Source organism: Acinetobacter minutum (assembly GCF_035916735.1).
In the GTDB taxonomy this organism is placed as follows: Bacteria; Pseudomonadota; Gammaproteobacteria; order Pseudomonadales; family Moraxellaceae; genus Acinetobacter.
In genome coordinates this window covers 1-17,641 of the sequence record NZ_JAQIHG010000034.1, presented here as the reverse complement: position 1 = coordinate 17,641, position 17,641 = coordinate 1, and the positions used below count along the sequence as shown (strand labels likewise).

The following is a 17,641-nucleotide window of genomic DNA, read 5'->3' as shown; positions in this document are numbered from 1 at the left end:
GGAAGAAGTGCAAGATTATGCAACGAGTTGGCTGTGGCATTACAACCATGAAAGACCACACCAAGCAAACAAAGGAAAGCCACCTCTAATGGCTGCTTAACCTCTACTTTTAACTTCGGTTATTTATGGGAGGATTACCGGATCAAGGCTGGTCAATGCTTGTCGATATGTTGGATTACAAACAGCAATGGCGAGGTGGTTTACTCGTTAAAGTTGACCCTAAATATACAAGTCAGACTTGTAGTTCATGCGGTCATGTTGCAAAAGAAAATCGAACCACTCAGTCAAGTTTTGAGTGTGTCGAGTGTGGGTATGTTGCGAATGCAGACTTTAATGCTGCTCGTAACATCTTGGCGGCAGGACATGCCGTTTTGTCTGTGGAGGGAGGATGTGGTAAAAGTCGCCCGAAGAAGCAGAAAGCAAGCGAAATCCGTGAGGAAGCCGCCTAAGAGCTTTTGCTTTTAGAATCCCTGAGAAACGAGTTTCGCAAGGAACAAAGTGAAAGTGGTGGGAGTATGTCAATAAATGGGTACTCACATCGATTGATTTTTCTGACCAAACATCAGGTTATTTTACAAGTGAGTCCAAATGCCTTTGGATATCTTCGGTGGTATGGATTGGATAAGTCCAACTTCCCATACCAATTTCTACCCACCAATAAGGTGCGGTGAGCAAGTTTATTTCACCTTCTTCATCTGGATTTGGTTCAGTGAACTCTGAACCATTTTCTTCGATGATAGCTGATTTTGTATAAATCCATATATCACCAGCGACTTCAACACTTCCTTCACGATCAGCAATATCGAGTAACTCTTGTGCTTTCATTTTTACACCTTAAATTTTATATAATTAATGGGAATACTGAGTGTTTACGCTTATTCAATCCACCCCTAACCCCTTAAACACAGCGTCTACCGGATCTGCATAGAAACTGGTCTGGAACTTGGTAAACAGTTCAACGGGAATCGTTGGGATATCTGCAGCACTACTCATCGGTAATGCAACCTTTTTGGCACCTGCATCAAAAGCCACCTGAAGACATTCGGCAATACTTTCTACTGGTGTCACAGAACCACCCAGACTCATATCACCCAGTACCACCATCTGATTCTGTACTGATCGTCCAAGTAGTCCAGAGGCAAACGCCACTAAACTTGGCAGGGCAAGATGACTGAGTGGGCCGGTATTCTGTAATTCAACCACATGTAAGTGGAAGTCATGTTCCATCACCTTACTGCCACCCGAGATTCGGGATGCATTGGCCTTGAAGTAGTCAAATGCAATCTTGACCTGCTCTTTGGCACTGCTTGAGTTCCATAAGCCGGATGTGGCCAGCTTTCCTGAGCCTTTGGTCACTTGAAGTTCCAACCGGTATAACCCTGGCATGCCTTTATTACTGAGCCCAATGGTATACAGGAAGCCTGGTTTAGCAGGACCTTCAGGAATTAGTCCGCCACCACCTTGCTCTTTGACTGAAACAAAGTGCTCTTCAAGCGTGTCATTATCAATGTAGCTGAAATGCACGTCATAGAATTCCATGCCCCCAATTTTCTTCAGCTGTTCTTTGACCCGACGACGTACCTGCAGGGCATATTCTAGGCATTGACGTACATCTTCTTTATTAAACTGACCATGTGGGTAGAGCAACTTCATCAAGCCAGAAACCGTCTTGCGAACGGCAATCACATCACGCTGATTCAGGTTGTTACCAAGTTTGAAATATTTCTCAATGGAGTCTGCAAAGCTACGCTTGCGCATTTCGCGGAAGAACTCTGCAAGGTAGTCAACAATCAGGCCATAACGGTTGGTGAAGAACTCCGGACGCATCTTGGGAATTTCCCAGCCTGGGATATAGGCATGAAAGCGATCAAAGAATGCCGAATCGATCATGGCTTCAGGAAAAGGTGCCAAGAGATGGCTGGTTTTTACCAACGATTCGACGCTTTGGTTAATGTTACCCACAAAAACCATCGAAGCAGAGGCTTCCATCTGTTCCCGTCCACGCGTAAAAGATCCTGAGGCCATGTAGTCTTTCATGATCTGTACGCCATCTTTGTCCTTAAAGGAAATACCAGCGACTTCATCAAAAGCTACCACATCCCATAAGCCGACCAGACCGATACGACGGCTACTCATGTTATAGAATAGGTTGGCCACGGTCGTTTGCCCGCCCGAGACTAAAATACTGTTAGGTGAACACTCTTTGTAAATATGGCTTTTCCCGGTACCACGTGGTCCCAGTTCACAGACGTTATAGTTATTCTCGACAAAGGGAATCATGCGTGCCAATAAATGCCATTGCACCTCCTCTTTTAAAGAGGCCGGTTCCATGCCGATCGAACGGATTAAACTCTCGCGCCACTGATCAGTGGTTAATGCAGCTCGTCCGTTGAACAGCTCATCCATATTCATATTGGGCATCTGAATCGGCTTGAGCAAGCTGACACCAAATGGAGAATTGGACGGTCCTTCATCAAAGTAGTAGCTGAGTGTGGCGATGACCCAGATGCCACCGACTAGCAGTTTTTCATACTCTTTGACGATGCCTGCCGAGATCTCGGCATCTTTAATGCCCAGATTACTAAAGGATGCTTCGTATTTATCCTTACGCTCATTCAGCTTCACCGTGACTCGATCAATGACCTTATAACTGCCACGTTCACGAACCAAGGATTTCACCTTCTCAGCTTCATCAGGTCGTACATAGTTCTCTGCCAGAACCGTCTTTACGTTACGCAGCCCCTGTTCAATGATCTCAGGGTCATCCGAGGCACAATACATCCCTAGCAGGTATTCGAGTACATAGACAGGAACGTTAGCCCCTTCTTTGATCAGTTTAGTCAGATCCTTGCGTACTACTCGTCCGGCAAAGTGTTCATTCAGCAGCTGATCCAGTTCTTTATCGTTAGCAGATTCCATGTAGGCTACGCTCTATCGTTAATTCGTTATCAGAAGAAGTCATCAGTAAATGCTAAATCGATGGTGACCTTATAGCGCTGCATTTCGACATTCAGATCTTTATCCTTGAGGATCAGGAAGTAATCTTTCCTACGATCAAAATTGGTACCTGATAATGACAGTCTCACCTGTTTCACCCGATCTGCAACAGAATCTGACGTACTATCAAAGGTCAGGGTTTCTTCACTGGAAACTTTGAGATCCCCATCATAAATGGCGATCGACAGGGTCACTGGCATCACCAGTTCACTTACAGCTTCGGTCTGCATCAAGTCAAATTTCTGGATATTATTGACCATCTTCAGGATGGATTTGATGGAAATAACATCAACTTTATGCTTGGTCCGTTGCCCAGCCTTTCCGCCACGCAGCTGTTTCACCGTCAGTACTGGCACTACAATTTCCTGAGGCATGATTCCGCCATGCACGAAACGTGAACCTCCCACAAAATGGAAACGGTTAGCCCCCTTTGGAATCCAGAAATCAGTAGCAGATACCGTGCCTGCCGTGGCTTGGGTTGAGCCCTTCCAGGCTTCCTTGCTCTCCGGCAAGCCATGCCCGATCACATAGCGTTTCTTGCTCTTCAATGCATTGGTCGGTTTTTCAGTCAAGGCTGAACGATCCGCAGATTCCAGTTTACTTTGCTGGAACAGGAAGCCATGGTCAGCGGTAATCAACAGGGTAGAAATATTGAAGTACAGTAAGATTTTACGGCTGAGTTCAGTTAGTTCCTCAATGGCATGTTCCACGGCCATAAAGGTTTCTGATTCTGTCGAGGCGCTGTCACCGCGTGCATCAATGACGTTGTGATAAACGTAAATCAGATCATGGTCTTTGAGTGCTTCACGGCCTTCATCACGCGACCAGCCTTTTACCGTTTCAGCGGTCACTGCCATGCCAATATAGGCTGCCAGAATTTTTGATCGTGCTGCAGTCCCTTTGCTGGACTGCCCATCCACCCATACATCATCACCTGCGGCCTCTTTGTACTCCAAAGTCTGGTGCGGCAATAACGAGGCCATGCCGAGTGTGGTGTAACTTGGCACAACGCCCAGCTGTGAAGACAAAGTCGCTTCTGAATAACGCTTTTCATTGATACGATCACGCAGCTCTACTGCCGCTTCATAGCGGAAAGCATCACTGATGATCACCACAATACGGCGCTTGGTTGCAGAACTCAGTAATGGTCTGACGTGGGTATCATAGAAGTTCTGCTGATTTGGGATATCCGGCATTTTCCAGACATTCAGACGTTGCTCTGCTTCAATCCGTTCTCCCCAGTTGCGTGCCAGGTGATCGATAAACCAGTAGGAATAGCAATTTTCCACTTCTTCATCGAGTTTTTTCAGGATATCGACATGAGCTCGCTGAGAGGCTGCACTGTAGTGGCGATAGGCCAGATCAAAGCGATACAGCTCCTGTTCGTAGGCTTTATACAAGGCTTCAGTCGAGTCAAAGTAGAATCCGGAATCAAACTGTAGTCGCAGGCTGAACAGCTCAATCGCTGCCTGTAAAGCCGTATAGACGGTGCGATATTTGCGGCGTGTCGCATCATCCTTATGTTTGGAAGCCCAGTAGCCGTCTAGACGGGTAGAGATAACCGTTCTGAAACGTTCCAGTTCAGCCTTGGCGGCTGCAGGGATATGACTGGCCAGATCGACAATGATCTTTTGTTCAATCACTTCAAAGGTCATGACATCGAGCAGCTGCTCCAGATCAAAGGCTCCGACCTTCTCCTGGATCCGCAGTGCATTTGCCACAGTCTGGGAAAGCGTATCGAAGGTTGGGTAGTATTTGGAACTGTCTCTCCAGCGCGACAAGAAGGCTCTGGCCGTTGCACGGGAGCTGACAGAAGACATCACCAGTTCCTGAGCCCATACCGGTACATCGCCCAAGCTTTCGCAGAAACCTGTGGTCATCAAACGGATAAAGAAATTTCCAAGCTTAAAGGGTGCCTCACCATTCAGTTCCTCAACCGATGCCGGATAACCAATTTCCACCTGTAATGCGGTGACCAAAGCCGGCACCAGTTGGAATTTTTCCAGCTCAGCAAAGGAGTCTGGATTTACTTCCAGCCCCAGATTCTGCTGTACCATTTCATCTGCCAGCGCCAGAACGATATGCATCAGCTCGGCACTGTCAGCCTTCACCACAGCCGCAATCATGGCCATATCCAGATCCTGAGCATCTGCATCAGGCTGGATATAGCGTTTTAATACGCTCAGACGTGCTTTGGCTTTGAGGAATTCTTCACGTTTGGCCAGATGTTCTCTTAGACTCTGCTGCTGTAAGCCAAGCTCATTGAAGATAATCGAGAAACGATCGGCATAGAAGCTGCGAGAATAGAGCTTGATGTCCAATAGCCAGTCTTTTTCGGTTTCAGGCTCTGGGCTTGGGAAATACAGCAAGTATTTGCCCTGCTGATCTTGCAGTTCCAGTTTTAGCTTGATCGCCAGGCTCGACTCTTCAGCCATATTCAAAATCTGGACATCATTGAGTTTTAACGTCTTTACTTCTTCGCTAAAGGACTGTTCAGCGTCGTACCAAAAGACAATCCGGTGCTGTTCAGTATAGAAAGCTTGTTCCAGACCTTGTTTAAGTTGATCTAAATTCATGGCTTACTATCACCCACAATGTCTTTAATTTCTTTAACTTGGCCAATCATTTCTTTTAAGTTTTGAATTGAAGACACCCCCTCTTTTTGCTGCTCTACTTTTTGTTTGCTGGGTGGCATATAGATGGTTTGCACAGAATCCATAATTAATTTGTCTTGATTAGCAGTCTCTTTTAATTGTTCTGCATACGAATTAACCGTCAGTGCAACTGCGGACTTAAATGCATACTCTTCCTGAAAGTTACGTTCTTTGGTGTATTGAGAAATCGTAAAGAAAAACAATCCCAACACAGGCAAGGTTTTTATTGAATTTATTAAAAGCAACTGCCAGCTAATCGATGCAGGATCAACTCCCCCAAATAGATAAACGATCCAAAAAGCGGATACTAGTGCTATAGTAGGAATACTCCATTTCCAAAATTTAATTGAACCCGTTAATTCAGTTTTCCTTTGTTTAAACGTTTCAAACAGAGATGCACCAACTTCTCTACCTATTAGATCATCTAGATATTGGTTCCGTTGTTCAAAATAAGCATGTTTGCTTTCTACAAAAGATAGCTTCATTTCAAAATCATTTTTAAGTTTTTCAAAATCATTTTTTTGTTCTAAAATATTTTGCTCTAATTTCTCAAAAGTCGTTTTTAACGTTTGTAATTGAGCACGTGTCTCGATCAACAGTCGATCTGAATCCGCTTTTTTGTCTTCAGATGCCTGTAATAAAGAATTTATTTTTTCAATTAAAACCGCAGCCTGACTCTGCAGATTAGTAATTTCTGATGAGTGATTTCGACTAGCAGTTACTAACGCCTCTATTTCACTTAATTCACTTCTTTTTACGGAAGTAAAAGAATCCAAATCATCTTTACTAGTTTCTAGTACTTTCAACAAAGTCTCTAATCGTTGTGATGTGGCTTCTAGATGAGTAGAGACTAACTCGATACGTTCTTTATCTTGCTGAACAGCGACTTCTGAACTTCGAAAATATTTCCGTTTACTTTTCTCCCAAAACCCATTTATTGCTTGGTAATGAATTAAACGATTAAGATGTAAAACCGCAGCAGGGAAATTTCGATTATTAATATTTTGTAAATAACCAGCTAGATCTTGATTTAAATCTGCACCACCATATTCATTTTGAAATTGATAACTATATGGTAAAGCTTTAGCAAATACGGTATCGATCTCTTCTTTAAATTGGTTGAAAACCTTATTAGATGCACTGAGAAATTCTTGTGCTGTATATTCACCAATCTGAACATTGCTTAGGTCTGATATATGAGAATGCTGTTGAGCAAGGGTATTTGAAAGCCCGAGTGCATAATAAGCTTCAATATGTATCTTTACCTGATCAATTTGAGCTTTATTCATTCTGTTTTATCACCCGTAATCGCTTTCACTTCAGCCAACAAATCCCCAAACTTGCCATAGTTCACTTTCACCCCATCATCCAGATCTAAGCTAATACGCTGATCGGCATAATGACGCAGTTTTTCCTCAAAACTACTGAGTTCAGCCTGTTGCTTATGCAAGTCTTGCAGCTTTTTCTCTATACGTTTGATTTCGGCAGCCGAGTCGCTATTTTCTTTGTCAGTTTCTAGGGAGTTGGCATAGGCAGCCATTTTGGAAATCAGCGGCATCACGTATTCAGTACGCATACGAGCCAAAGTACTTTCGTTATAGCGGTGCAAGTATACCAACGCCTGGAAAGCCCCCTGTTTACCACTGCTAAATAACCAGTAGATCGGGCGCTTTTTATAGGTCTGCATGTGGTCTTTGTAGAATTTACTAGCAAGATAACGGCGAATCGTATCTTCAGCTGTTTCACTGGCTTTTTTATCTAAACTTTCAGCCAGCCACTGCATATTGGCATCTAGCGTGTCTTTCCCCCAAACCGCAGTTAAGAACTCTTGGATACGATGGGTGGCATCATCTTCAAACCAGTGCATTTCGGTCAGTGGAATAATGCCGTCTGCATCGGCTGGGAATGTTTGATAACGGCTGGCATCAAAGTCTTGATTGCCTGCATGGGCATAGATCAGACCTGGTTCGTCCAGACTATAACGTCCCATCATGCAACCAAGTGCATAAGAAACTAAGCGCTGGCTGTCTTTTTCACGGTCGGCACGGGTGAGCGTGATTTGCTCATCAGGAATATCTGGTGTTAATTCATCCTGTAAACCATAAGCATCAATAAACAGCTTATTGTTTTCTTCTTCTAGACGTTTCATCTCAGCCACGGCGTTAGCATTTTGTTGCTGCCATGTGTTAAAGGCTTGTTCTAGGTTTGGCTGTTGGGTACGAATTATTGGGCTTTTAATAAAATCCCATGAGGTTTCGTATGAGTCCCAGTCTTTTTTAGATATTTGCCTAGCAGATTCTACTAATTTAGTAATTAAATTAAACAATTCAGAACTTACAATAGTAACTGGCAGATTACCAATATTCCAAGCTTGGAAATGTAATGTTGGATTAATTGCACCTAAAAGAACATGACAAACTGGTGAGTTTAAGAAACCAGCTAGAAAAGCGATATATTTAGGTGCAGGAAATGCAGCTGATCCCACAGCATCAAATAGACATCCTTTTTCTGTTATGCGTACTGAAAAAAATGATGAACTAATCGCTGACCAATTTATATTAGGTTTAAATATATATTCCTCGTTAAAGGCATGTGCCGGAACTTTACCTTTTGAATCTGTTAAAGTTCTTAATTTTTCCCCGTCATCTAGCCAATCAACAACATACTCATAATTTCCATACCATTTTCTGAATTGTCCCCCTTTCTGGTAGGGGAACCATTTCATACGGCTCAATTTGGCTGATTCACGATCAGTGAATCCCAATCCGACCTTTGAATTTGACACCTCATGCCAAGCTCTAACGAAAACAGCATTATTACCTGTAATCATACCTGCTCTGGGTAATCCAATTGTATGCAACCTCGGATTATCAATAAACGATTCTCTTAACTTATCACTCACCCAATAAGCCACAGGACTACCTGGAATTTTTTTAAAATCATCGGGTTTAGCTGTATAGCACCAACCACAATCAGGATTTCTAATTGCTTCTAAAGTTTTAGGTGCCTGATTTTCAGATCCTTTAAAATTAGAAAGACGTATATACGAACCTGTAAAGCTACTTATATGTGATTTAGATAGTGTAAAAGTACAAATTGGTACTGTAGCTCCATCAAAACCAGAGTATTCAAGCTGAATTAAAGTCGTAATGGTTGCATGATCAATAAAGTGAGCACGTAGATTTTCATAAGAAGAGATAAACATCCACACAAATGGCGACATAAAACCAAGCTGTCCACTTTCTTTTGTCAGCTGCAAATCTCGGATCATAAACGCTGAGAAAAGATCTTTTTCATAGCCTAGATAATTCTTTTTTAAATAGGTTTTAAGGTTTAGATTTAAATATTTATTACCCATATACGGTGGGTTAGCTATCACTGCATCATATTGTTTAGCGAGTAATTTAGCTTGCTGTACTAAAGGCAATAACTCTTGTGCTGACTGCTGCGCAAAAATATCCCCTGACTCTGATGCTATATTCAGCTTAGTTTCTAAATCAGCTAGCTTTTTGGCGAATGTTTGAGGGATTTGAATTAAAGAACCAAAGGTCGAAGCATGTTCAAATAGGTCCAGCAGTTCTTTTAAATCTGCCTGAGCAATATTGGCACTTGCTAAATCTTGGCTAAATACTTCCAAACGCTCAGGTTGACTATCCTGTAGCGCAATAATATTCAGCTTTGGTGGATTGCTAAATAAACGGCGGTCATCCTCACGTGCTTTCATCAACAGCGCAAAACTGGCCAACTGTGCCGCACGGGTATCAATATCAATGCCGTACAGGTTATTTTCCAGAATCAAACGTGGAATATCACGACTACGATAACCACGTTCTAAATAAATGGCTTTTAAGCAATCGTAGGCTTCCACCAAAATATGCCCCGATCCACAGGCCGGATCCAGCACCGTAATGCTTTCAGGGTTTAAGGTATCGCCATCTTCACTGATGCGCACATCAATCAGCTGTTTCAGCTGTGCATTGACTTCATCGGTCTGTTCCGCAGGCTGAATATAGTATTCCCAATCACTGGCCAGGGCACTTTCTGGCTGCGCCATCATCCATAAACGACCGACACTGTTTTGCACCAGATATTTTACAATCCAGTTTGGGGTGAATAGCTGTGTCGCTGCAGGAATGTCTTCACTCTTGACGACTTTACCAATCACCTGATCTTTCTTTTCAGAAATATAGAACTGATACAGCCAGCCAATAATCTGCACATCCGACCAGTCTTCTTCCGGAATGCTGCTGATCAGGTCACGAATCAACGAATCGGTTTTGGTCAGGTTATCCGGTAACAGTAGTTCAGACTCATCAGAAACCTGTTCAAACAAGAGTGGCATGACCTGATTCAATGCATGACACTGCGCCAGTAACAGTTCCCGATACAGCTCTTCGTCTTTATTGCCATCCAGCTTCAATTCAGCCACACGGCTGGCATCTAAATTCGGTAGGTCAATATCCAGACATTCTTCCAAAATCTGCGGCAAGCCTGCACTACCATCAGCACTACTCAGTACACGGCGACCATGATCCAGTAAGCCTTTGCATTCCATGTAACGAATCGCACAGAGACGGTTAAACCAGCTATAAGCGATATAATCAATCGTCTGCTCAAAACTGCTGGTTTGAATGCGCTTGATCAGCTTGTCACGTGATTTCATGACGGATAGCGGAAAAACCTGATCGCCAATCAGCAGCAAGTCGCCTTTCTGTTCTGCCGGTAAAATACGGTCTGCGGTGATGCCATATTTGGCCGCCTGCTTGCGCATCGCTGCGATAAAATCATTTCGTGCTTGCGGTGCGTATTTTTTAATATGACTGGTATTCATCTTTAAACCCTTAATTAATGACTAATGCCGATATCCCTAACCCGAGTTAGCGGATACGCACACGCTTTTTGTCACCCACAATTTTTTTCAATTCAGCTTTGAGTGCGTCTACAAACTGATCCACCGACTCTTCTGTTTCCAGATAGACACTGCTGGAGGTTTTGCTGTAAATGCTAGCGACATCGACTTCCACCACCGGTTTCGGTGGCACTACGGCTGTCACAGGCTGTACCGGACTCGCAGCAGGTGTTGATGTAACTGGGCTGGAGGTGGTTGCAGTGTTGGTTACACTCTCTGCTTTGCTCTTAGCCAGTTGTGCCGCTTTGGCCTGACGCTGGATTTCCGCCTGAACTTCGCTTTCCAACTCATACAAGGCTTCATCAAAACGCTCCACAGCGGTTTGGGTTTGCAGCATATAGATGGTGGACAGGCTAGTTTCCACTTCAATATCCGTTTTGAGCAATTGCAGCGGACGCAGTAGCTTGTTACTCAGCTCAGCGCTAGCGATGCCACTGTTTTTAATCTCGGCTTCCAGCTGCTTGATCTTGTCATCAATGTGTTCTATCGCCTGATTGCGTTTCTCAGTCAGCAATTTCTCATTGACGCTTTCCACTGTACGAACCAAATCAGTGACTTTATTTAACAGGCCATAGGGCGATTCAAGGGTCGAAATACGATGTAATTCAGACAGGGCTTTTTTTGCCACATCATCACTGCCCAGCGCCTGTTTGTTTTTCTCAAAATGACGTAAGGCCTGTTGCAGTTGTTGCCAGCTTGGCATCTGGTTGCTGAAGAATTCATGAATGTCACGATAATCTTCTTCTAAATCCAGATAGTCGTCCCTGTTCTCAACCACCGCTTTAAAGAAATCGAAGCTGTCGCTATTCGCCAGCAGACGTTCCAAAGTCAGAATCGACTTTTCAATCACTTTCTTGCCCGGGAACTGTCCGACATCAGTTTTACTCTTATACGACTTAAAGTTGGCTAACCAAGCCTTAAAATGCTGCAAATAGAATTCAAATAGCTCTTTCTCAGTCGCTGGTCCCATGGCCGAGAATAGGTCTTGGGTGAGTTGGCGTGCCTGTTTCAACACCTGATCATCAGTCTGGCGCTTTTTAATGATCGACACATCACGGCGACGGCGGCTGTTTTGTAAAGGCTCAAAGGCATCTTTTAACTGTAAGCTGCCGCCATTTAACTGCAGAGAAATCCGCCCCATCGCAGCCAGCTGACCTACCAGCAGTAAAATCTCGGCATCTGGCCAGCCATAAGGGCGTTTAGCAAAACGATCCACCACATCCGACACCAGAATACGTTCGGTACCGGTTGCACGCAGCGAGATGTACTGTTCGACATCCTGTAGGGCTTTCGGATTGCTCTGCCCACCATTCAGTGACAGGCCTAACTGCGCCATATCATCCACAGTCAAGACGGCGTTCAGCTCACGCCAGGCATCCTGCTGATAGACCTGCAGATAGCTCAGTTTGGTATAAGTGTTTTCCAGCAAATAACGACAAGCCTCATCCAGCTTGGTGGTTGGACTGGAAGATGAAAGTTGTAGATGTTGACCCAAGGCATAACTTTCCGCGTCCAGCAGCATTTCTTCGACCCGGGCACGCAGGCGTTTTTTACGCTCCTGATTCTCACGGCCACGGTCTGCCAGGATACGGCTGATATCCGATTGGGTGCCATCATCATTTAAGCGGATGAATTTATTGGTTTTCAGCCAGGTGCGCAGTTCATTAAAGAACTGCTTGTCATCACCGAGTTTAAATAGCACCTGTCCTTCAGCACTTTTACCAATACAAAAAGCCTCGGTATACAAGTTATATTCCGTATCCAGCGGAGAAATGATCTCAACTTTCAAATCACTCTCATACTTGCCATCCAGGCTATGGCCATCCAGGAAACGTCCAATCTGATAGTCCATCTTGTTGGCCTGATGGCGGTATTTGTTCTGATCCCGAAGTAAATCTTTAAAGATCAGATTGGCTAACTCTTTATTTTCTTCTGAAGCAGCTAAGTCAGTGGCTTTAATTTTGCGGGTAATATCGCGTTCTTCATTGGTCAGGAACAGGAACTCATCACCATTGCGGGTAATCAGGCTCTCTTTTTCCAGGCGCAGCAGGCTTTCTTCAATCCGCTTACGTAATGCCAGCTTATCTTCATCAATTTTCTCAATCGACAAAGTCACCAGGTTATCCAAGGTACCTTTGATGATATCGACATAGCGGATCATGAACAGCGTGCGCAGCATCTGCACATCAAAACCATCCAGGGTCTTATTCTGCCCTGCCTGGTCGATGGTACGCTTCACTGCAGTATCCAGGAATCCTTCGACTGAGGCATAGAAGCGGTGGAAAGGAACCAGTGCACCGACTTCATCTGTGGCAATCGCATTGGCAGCCATCTGGAAGGCATCCAGCATGGATCGCTCACCATAGGCTAGGTGTGCACCGGTCGCACCGACTTTACGGATTTCTTCAAAGACTTTCTGCACCAGCTGGAAATGATATGGTGCAAACGGATAGTTATGGATAAAACTATCTGGCCCCTCATAGTTCTTGAGTGTCGGGCCTGAACGGTCAAAGGTAATCTGGTTTTTTAAGATATCGCCCTTTTGCTCAAACACAGATCTGAGCAATGCTTCAGCTTCCGGGGTCTTGCGCAGTAAACGTTTCTGGATGACTTCATCGGTGTTAGAACTGGACAGCGATAAACGGGTTTTAAAACGTCCGGCAATCTTGGAGAAGTCATTGGCTTTAGATGAAGACATCTCACCTAGAACCGCGTCGATGTCCGCCTGTGAGGTGACAATAATCCAAGCCCGGCCTTTACAGATCGTCCCTAGGTTTTCAGTAATGGTTTGCAGGGTCAGCATCAAGCGGGTATCGCTGCCAATAAACTGCCCCACTTCATCCACCAGGAACAATATGCGTTGCTGTGGTCCTTTGCTATCTAAGTATTCTTTCACCCACTGACAGAAATTTTCGACCGAAACACTAAAGGTCTGCTCAGAATCCTCAAACCATTTGTGTGCAGCTTCAGCGGATAAGTTGAGGGCCTGAGAAATCGCAGTTTCGACATCATCCTGATAGAACTGATAGCCATCACGTTCTTCTAGCCAAGACATGCCGCTGGATTCTTCAAACGCCTGTTTAAAACGTTCATAGACGCCTTTCTGGCTCAGGTGACGCTCCATATGGGCAATATGTGGATGGTCAGCACTGAAACCCTGATACTCGTTAAATACACGTAAAAACACGTTCAGGATCGGATTGCCATCATCATTGGAGCTGGCTTTACTGTCGATGTTAAACAGGATGACATCGGCATGATGGCTGACCGCCTTGCCGATATCCGCACGGATAAACGCATCACGGATTTTGCTTTCATCAAAGAATTCTGCTGCACTACGCTCGTTACCTTCAGCATCGCGTGCCACTTTATTGGCCAGAATATACGACAAGGTTTTCAGGAAGTGTGATTTACCTGAACCAAAGAAGCCAGAAATCCACACACCGACACGGTTGGCAATCGAAGGATCGCTCAGGTCTGTGCCATAAGACTGGAAAAAGTCCCGAAAATGCTTTTCCAGTTCATTGGTGACCACATACTCATCGAGTTCCTGATAAACCGTGGTATTGTCATTCTGATCTGCTTTTACCACCCCGTTAATCGCACGGTCTAATGGCTTGTAAAAAAGCTCTTTAATGTTCATCTCAATCAATTCCCCCGAATTCTTAATTTCTATTTGCCGTGTTAAGGCACTAATCTGAATGCTCTGTAGTAATTGTTGCTTGGAATTTTTCCAAATAAACTCATCGCTTGACCGTCGTAATAACCTGGGTAAAACAGCACCACTGGCTTATGCCCCAGTAACGAATGCAAACTGTTCAATAAGTGATGGGCACGTAACAGTGGCCAAACCGACCCTACCCCAGTCATCAACACAATATCTTGTGCATTGGTGGCATATTTACTCACCAGATAGGGCGCGAACTTATCCATATGCAGTGGGCCTTTCAGCGCTTTGAGCAGCGCCTCATCGCCTTTGGCTTTTTGCATTTGAATGGCTTTATCGATGAAGTTACGCTCAGCCAGATAATCCACCACGGCTTGCAGCAGGTTGATATTCACCACCTTCAGCTGACTGTGTTTTTTCTCCAGCATCCCGTCTAGAAAATGCAGATATTCGCGGACTTTCAGCTCATCTTCAGGTGCATAATCAAATATCCAGAAGCCAATTTCATTACCCAGTCCTTGCCCGTTGAGAAACTCGGTGGAAAGAATTCGCTCTGGAATCTGATTCAGACGCTCATGTATTGCTTGACTCATTGCTGCCCCTCTACAACTACCGCGTCCATAGCGACACTTCCATAGATCTTTTAATGCGTTGTTTATAATGTTCTTCCAACAGGCTACGCAGCTCTGCTCTGACGATCACACGCTGCAACTCCAGCTTACGGGTACTTTTTAAGTAACCGGCTTCTGCCAGCATGCGAAACACCACCTGCCCCATTTTTTTCTTGCTGGACTCTTTCCATTCACAGATATCCGGATCTCGTTGTGAACGCTCATCCAGAAAGTCTAACCAGATATAACTATCCAGGTATTGAGCCTGGGAGATATAAGCCTCTCTCATCACCGTTTCCATAAACTCAAGCAGCAACAGGTTGCGTTCCAATGCGCCACAAAAAGCCACCTGGGTCGCCAGCTCATCATCCCCATCACGTAGTGCTTTCCAGAAATCAGGCTCCAAGCGCTCCAGACGCTTACGAATAGCGGTGGCATTGCGTTGAGCTGAAGCAGGCGTTCTTTTTTGCAGAATATTGTCAATCTGAATTGCCTGATGCCATTGTTCTGGAGTCGCTTCTCGTAATAACAGATCCGCGATCAGCCGGCTTTCACGCACCATCAGGGAGCCACCAATCAGGTCACTGTCATAATGAAATTGTTCTAACATGGCCAATCTCCTATGAAGCTTGATCAAACAGGTAAGACGACAGCTTTTCGATATCTGAGCGTTGTAGTACCAAGGGATATTTCAAGGCATCATCCGCCTCAGCCAGCGTGATCGCGGCCTGATATCGCTGCAAAGTATAGTGAGCCAGGGCTTTTTTGACCGAAATCTGTAATCTGCCATCAGGCATGCCGAAGTCTTTTTCGACCAGCGCTTTTTGAGCTTCATTCAATTTTGGATTAGGGATCAGCGTCAGTACAATTTCTTCATGCCATTGCTGATCCTGAGCAGGGTCTACTGACTCAATCGCTACCACAACAGGTGTGCGATCAATTCTGGAGAGTAAAAAGTCCTTAAACTGCTTGCTCTGATGGCAATAGGCACGGACATGCCAGCGAAAACCGGTATACACCAGGGTGTGTGGGGAAATGATGCGTTCATGCCACTGCGGATTCTGCATGGAGGCATAAATCATTTTTAAAGTACTTTGGTTGCGGCAGGCACGCAAAACTTCCCGAATCACTTCAGGACGTACACTGCGATCAGGTAATTGAACTGCTGCAAGATTCGGTTCTGGCATCGCAATCAGGGCATGCGATTCACTGACCAAGCCCGAGAGCATATTGAGATATTCATTGATATGCGCTGTGGTCAGCACCGGTTGAAAACTGGCTTTAGGCACATAGCCCTTGACTGAAGGATCATGCATCAAAGCATCAGGGTTATACAGCGTATTATAGCGCTTGATATCCGCAGAAGCCTGCTGTCGACTAAGTCCAAACCAGCTCATCAAACGATTGGTAACCAAACGACCTTCCCAGTATGCAAGCAGCTCGATCGCTCGCATTCGTAGCAGGACTTCATGCTTATCTGTCGTCATATACCAATCAGTCAATAAATAGCAGCTTTAAGATTACCCTACAGCAAATATACAGTAAACATTTTTGACGGTATTTAAAGGTAGTATTGCAATCATCAGATAAAAAATATACTAGTATCCTGATGATAGCCGTCAAAGTACGATCTCTAGCAGATCATGGATCCTGGTATAGCGCGTGAATTGAGCTAAGTTTTAGAATGAGAGCAATATGGGTTTTAGATTTCGTAAAAGTATTAAATTATTCCCGGGTTTTAAAATTAATCTGACCCATAAAGGCATCAGCAGTGCCAGCATTGGCAAACCTGGTGCTTCTCTAAATATTGGGAAAAAAGGTACGCGAACCAGTGTCGGTATTCCAGGTACGGGACTATCTTACTCTAAACACCAGCCTTACTCTAAAAAAACCCGTGTTCCACAACCGACATCGCTAGAACACACGGAATATAATCCTCAGAATTTAGAACAACCGAAGACAAAGATCTGGCCTTGGATTATTTTTGGAATATTGTGTTTTATTGTTGGAGCAATCGTTTTTTAGAGGTTTTACGATGGTTTTTTGATCGTTATCATGAAATCATTTGAAATGTCAGCAGTAGGCCTGAAGAAACGCCAAAATTGATGCTAAGTACGATATTGGTTAGGTGTTCAACTTACTTCTAATCTTTGAATATTAAGCTTAATCATTTTTTCAGTGAGTTTAAAGTTACCTTCTTTCCATCCCGCGATCACTGCTTGATTCATAGCATCTGAACTCACAGTGGTCCAATCGATCGTATAACCTAATTTAAATAGTATCTGGCCTAGCATGAAACGTTGTGAGCGACCATTACCTTCTCTAAATGGATGGATATAATTTAAAACAACAAAAAATCTGGCTAAAAAAACACAGACTAAATCCATATTTTCTTTATTATTAATCAAATGGTTAAAGTTATTATTGAGGCACGAAAACAGCAGATCTGATAAAGGAGCTATGCTATTGTAACGGAGAAAGATACATTCACCTTTATAGGTATTCACGCACCTTAATTGGCCAGCCCATGGGTACACATCCATAAATAATTGATGATGTATATTTTGTAGGTGCTGTAAATCAAAATTGCCTAGAAAAACAGAGATATTTTCCTGTAACCTTGTATTTTGTAAGGCACTTAGCGCTTTCTCTGCCTCATTCAGGTCTTTGGTATTAGAAATACCAAGATTGTTGATCAAGACACCATTTTCATCACAGAATGGATCTGATCCTAGCCAAAATAATGGACAGTTCATCCCTCTAAAGATAACGTAACGTTAACTTTGGAGATATAAAAATGGCT

The 17,641-nt window shown here is 44.1% G+C and carries 12 protein-coding genes and 1 pseudogene; 3 read left to right on the top strand and 10 right to left on the bottom strand.

The window, feature by feature from the left end:
• Window positions 1–100 (top strand): integrase core domain-containing protein (locus PAE54_RS11110; protein WP_326519492.1); only part of this gene is annotated, 100 nt, incomplete at its 5' end.
• A gap of 40 nt (window positions 101–140) precedes the next feature.
• A pseudogene (locus PAE54_RS11105) lies at window positions 141–449 on the top strand (RNA-guided endonuclease InsQ/TnpB family protein); the annotation flags it as partial.
• Between the two features lie 118 nt (window positions 450–567).
• Here the strand turns inward: PAE54_RS11105 and PAE54_RS11100 are convergent.
• From PAE54_RS11100 to PAE54_RS11060, 9 genes are read right to left on the bottom strand one after another with little or no spacing between them, the layout of a single operon-like run.
• Complete coding sequence (locus PAE54_RS11100; RefSeq protein WP_326519491.1) at window positions 568–825, bottom strand: hypothetical protein; 258 nt, start codon at window positions 823–825, stop codon at window positions 568–570.
• Window positions 826–879: 54 nt separating this feature from the next.
• The gene (brxL, locus tag PAE54_RS11095) at window positions 880–2,919 is read right to left on the bottom strand and encodes a protease Lon-related BREX system protein BrxL (protein ID WP_326519490.1); all 2,040 of its coding nucleotides are present in this window, start codon (window positions 2,917–2,919) and stop codon (window positions 880–882) included.
• 29 nt (window positions 2,920–2,948) lie between these two features.
• The gene (gene pglZ / locus PAE54_RS11090; RefSeq protein ID WP_326519489.1) at window positions 2,949–5,573 is read right to left on the bottom strand and encodes a BREX-1 system phosphatase PglZ type A; all 2,625 of its coding nucleotides are present in this window, start codon (window positions 5,571–5,573) and stop codon (window positions 2,949–2,951) included.
• On the bottom strand, window positions 5,570–6,940 hold the full coding sequence (locus PAE54_RS11085; RefSeq protein WP_326519488.1) for a hypothetical protein: 1,371 nt from the start codon (window positions 6,938–6,940) through the stop codon (window positions 5,570–5,572). Before PAE54_RS11085 ends, pglZ begins: the two co-directional genes overlap by 4 nt.
• Entirely contained in the window at window positions 6,937–10,482 is a 3,546-nt protein-coding gene (gene pglX, locus PAE54_RS11080) for a BREX-1 system adenine-specific DNA-methyltransferase PglX (protein WP_326519487.1), read from the bottom strand. The genes PAE54_RS11085 and pglX overlap by 4 nt, the downstream gene beginning before the upstream one ends.
• A gap of 46 nt (window positions 10,483–10,528) precedes the next feature.
• Complete coding sequence (brxC, locus tag PAE54_RS11075; protein WP_326519486.1) at window positions 10,529–14,203, bottom strand: BREX system P-loop protein BrxC; 3,675 nt, start codon at window positions 14,201–14,203, stop codon at window positions 10,529–10,531.
• Window positions 14,204–14,244: 41 nt separating this feature from the next.
• A complete protein-coding gene (locus PAE54_RS11070) occupies window positions 14,245–14,820 on the bottom strand; it encodes a DUF1788 domain-containing protein (protein WP_180041456.1) in 576 nt (191 codons plus the stop codon).
• A gap of 16 nt (window positions 14,821–14,836) precedes the next feature.
• Complete coding sequence (locus PAE54_RS11065; protein WP_326519485.1) at window positions 14,837–15,448, bottom strand: DUF1819 family protein; 612 nt, start codon at window positions 15,446–15,448, stop codon at window positions 14,837–14,839.
• Window positions 15,449–15,458: 10 nt separating this feature from the next.
• Window positions 15,459–16,325, bottom strand: coding sequence for a WYL domain-containing transcriptional regulator (locus tag PAE54_RS11060; RefSeq protein WP_326519484.1), 867 nt, complete (start codon window positions 16,323–16,325; stop codon window positions 15,459–15,461).
• Between the two features lie 208 nt (window positions 16,326–16,533).
• Here PAE54_RS11060 and PAE54_RS11055 point away from each other — a divergent pair, with 208 nt between their 5' ends.
• The gene (locus PAE54_RS11055; protein WP_326519483.1) at window positions 16,534–16,863 is read left to right on the top strand and encodes a DUF4236 domain-containing protein; all 330 of its coding nucleotides are present in this window, start codon (window positions 16,534–16,536) and stop codon (window positions 16,861–16,863) included.
• Between the two features lie 107 nt (window positions 16,864–16,970).
• On the opposite strand, the gene PAE54_RS11050 is transcribed toward PAE54_RS11055, so the two are convergent.
• Window positions 16,971–17,594, bottom strand: a complete 624-nt coding sequence (locus PAE54_RS11050) for a Fic/DOC family protein (protein ID WP_326519482.1) — start codon at window positions 17,592–17,594, stop codon at window positions 16,971–16,973.
• Between the last annotated feature and the right edge of the window lie 47 nt (window positions 17,595–17,641).

What these genes read in the sequence shown, in the direction of transcription:
- PAE54_RS11100 (WP_326519491.1), bottom strand. Translation starts at nt 825, where the DNA reads ATGAAAGCACAAGAGTTACTCGATATTGCTGATCGTGAAGGAAGTGTT.
- brxL (WP_326519490.1), bottom strand. Translation starts at nt 2,919, where the DNA reads ATGGAATCTGCTAACGATAAAGAACTGGATCAGCTGCTGAATGAACAC.
- pglZ (WP_326519489.1), bottom strand. Translation starts at nt 5,573, where the DNA reads ATGAATTTAGATCAACTTAAACAAGGTCTGGAACAAGCTTTCTATACT.
- PAE54_RS11085 (WP_326519488.1), bottom strand. Translation starts at nt 6,940, where the DNA reads ATGAATAAAGCTCAAATTGATCAGGTAAAGATACATATTGAAGCTTAT.
- pglX (WP_326519487.1), bottom strand. Translation starts at nt 10,482, where the DNA reads ATGAATACCAGTCATATTAAAAAATACGCACCGCAAGCACGAAATGAT.
- brxC (WP_326519486.1), bottom strand. Translation starts at nt 14,203, where the DNA reads ATGAACATTAAAGAGCTTTTTTACAAGCCATTAGACCGTGCGATTAAC.
- PAE54_RS11070 (WP_180041456.1), bottom strand. Translation starts at nt 14,820, where the DNA reads ATGAGTCAAGCAATACATGAGCGTCTGAATCAGATTCCAGAGCGAATT.
- PAE54_RS11065 (WP_326519485.1), bottom strand. Translation starts at nt 15,448, where the DNA reads ATGTTAGAACAATTTCATTATGACAGTGACCTGATTGGTGGCTCCCTG.
- PAE54_RS11060 (WP_326519484.1), bottom strand. Translation starts at nt 16,325, where the DNA reads ATGACGACAGATAAGCATGAAGTCCTGCTACGAATGCGAGCGATCGAG.
- PAE54_RS11055 (WP_326519483.1), top strand. Translation starts at nt 16,534, where the DNA reads ATGGGTTTTAGATTTCGTAAAAGTATTAAATTATTCCCGGGTTTTAAA.
- PAE54_RS11050 (WP_326519482.1), bottom strand. Translation starts at nt 17,594, where the DNA reads ATGAACTGTCCATTATTTTGGCTAGGATCAGATCCATTCTGTGATGAA.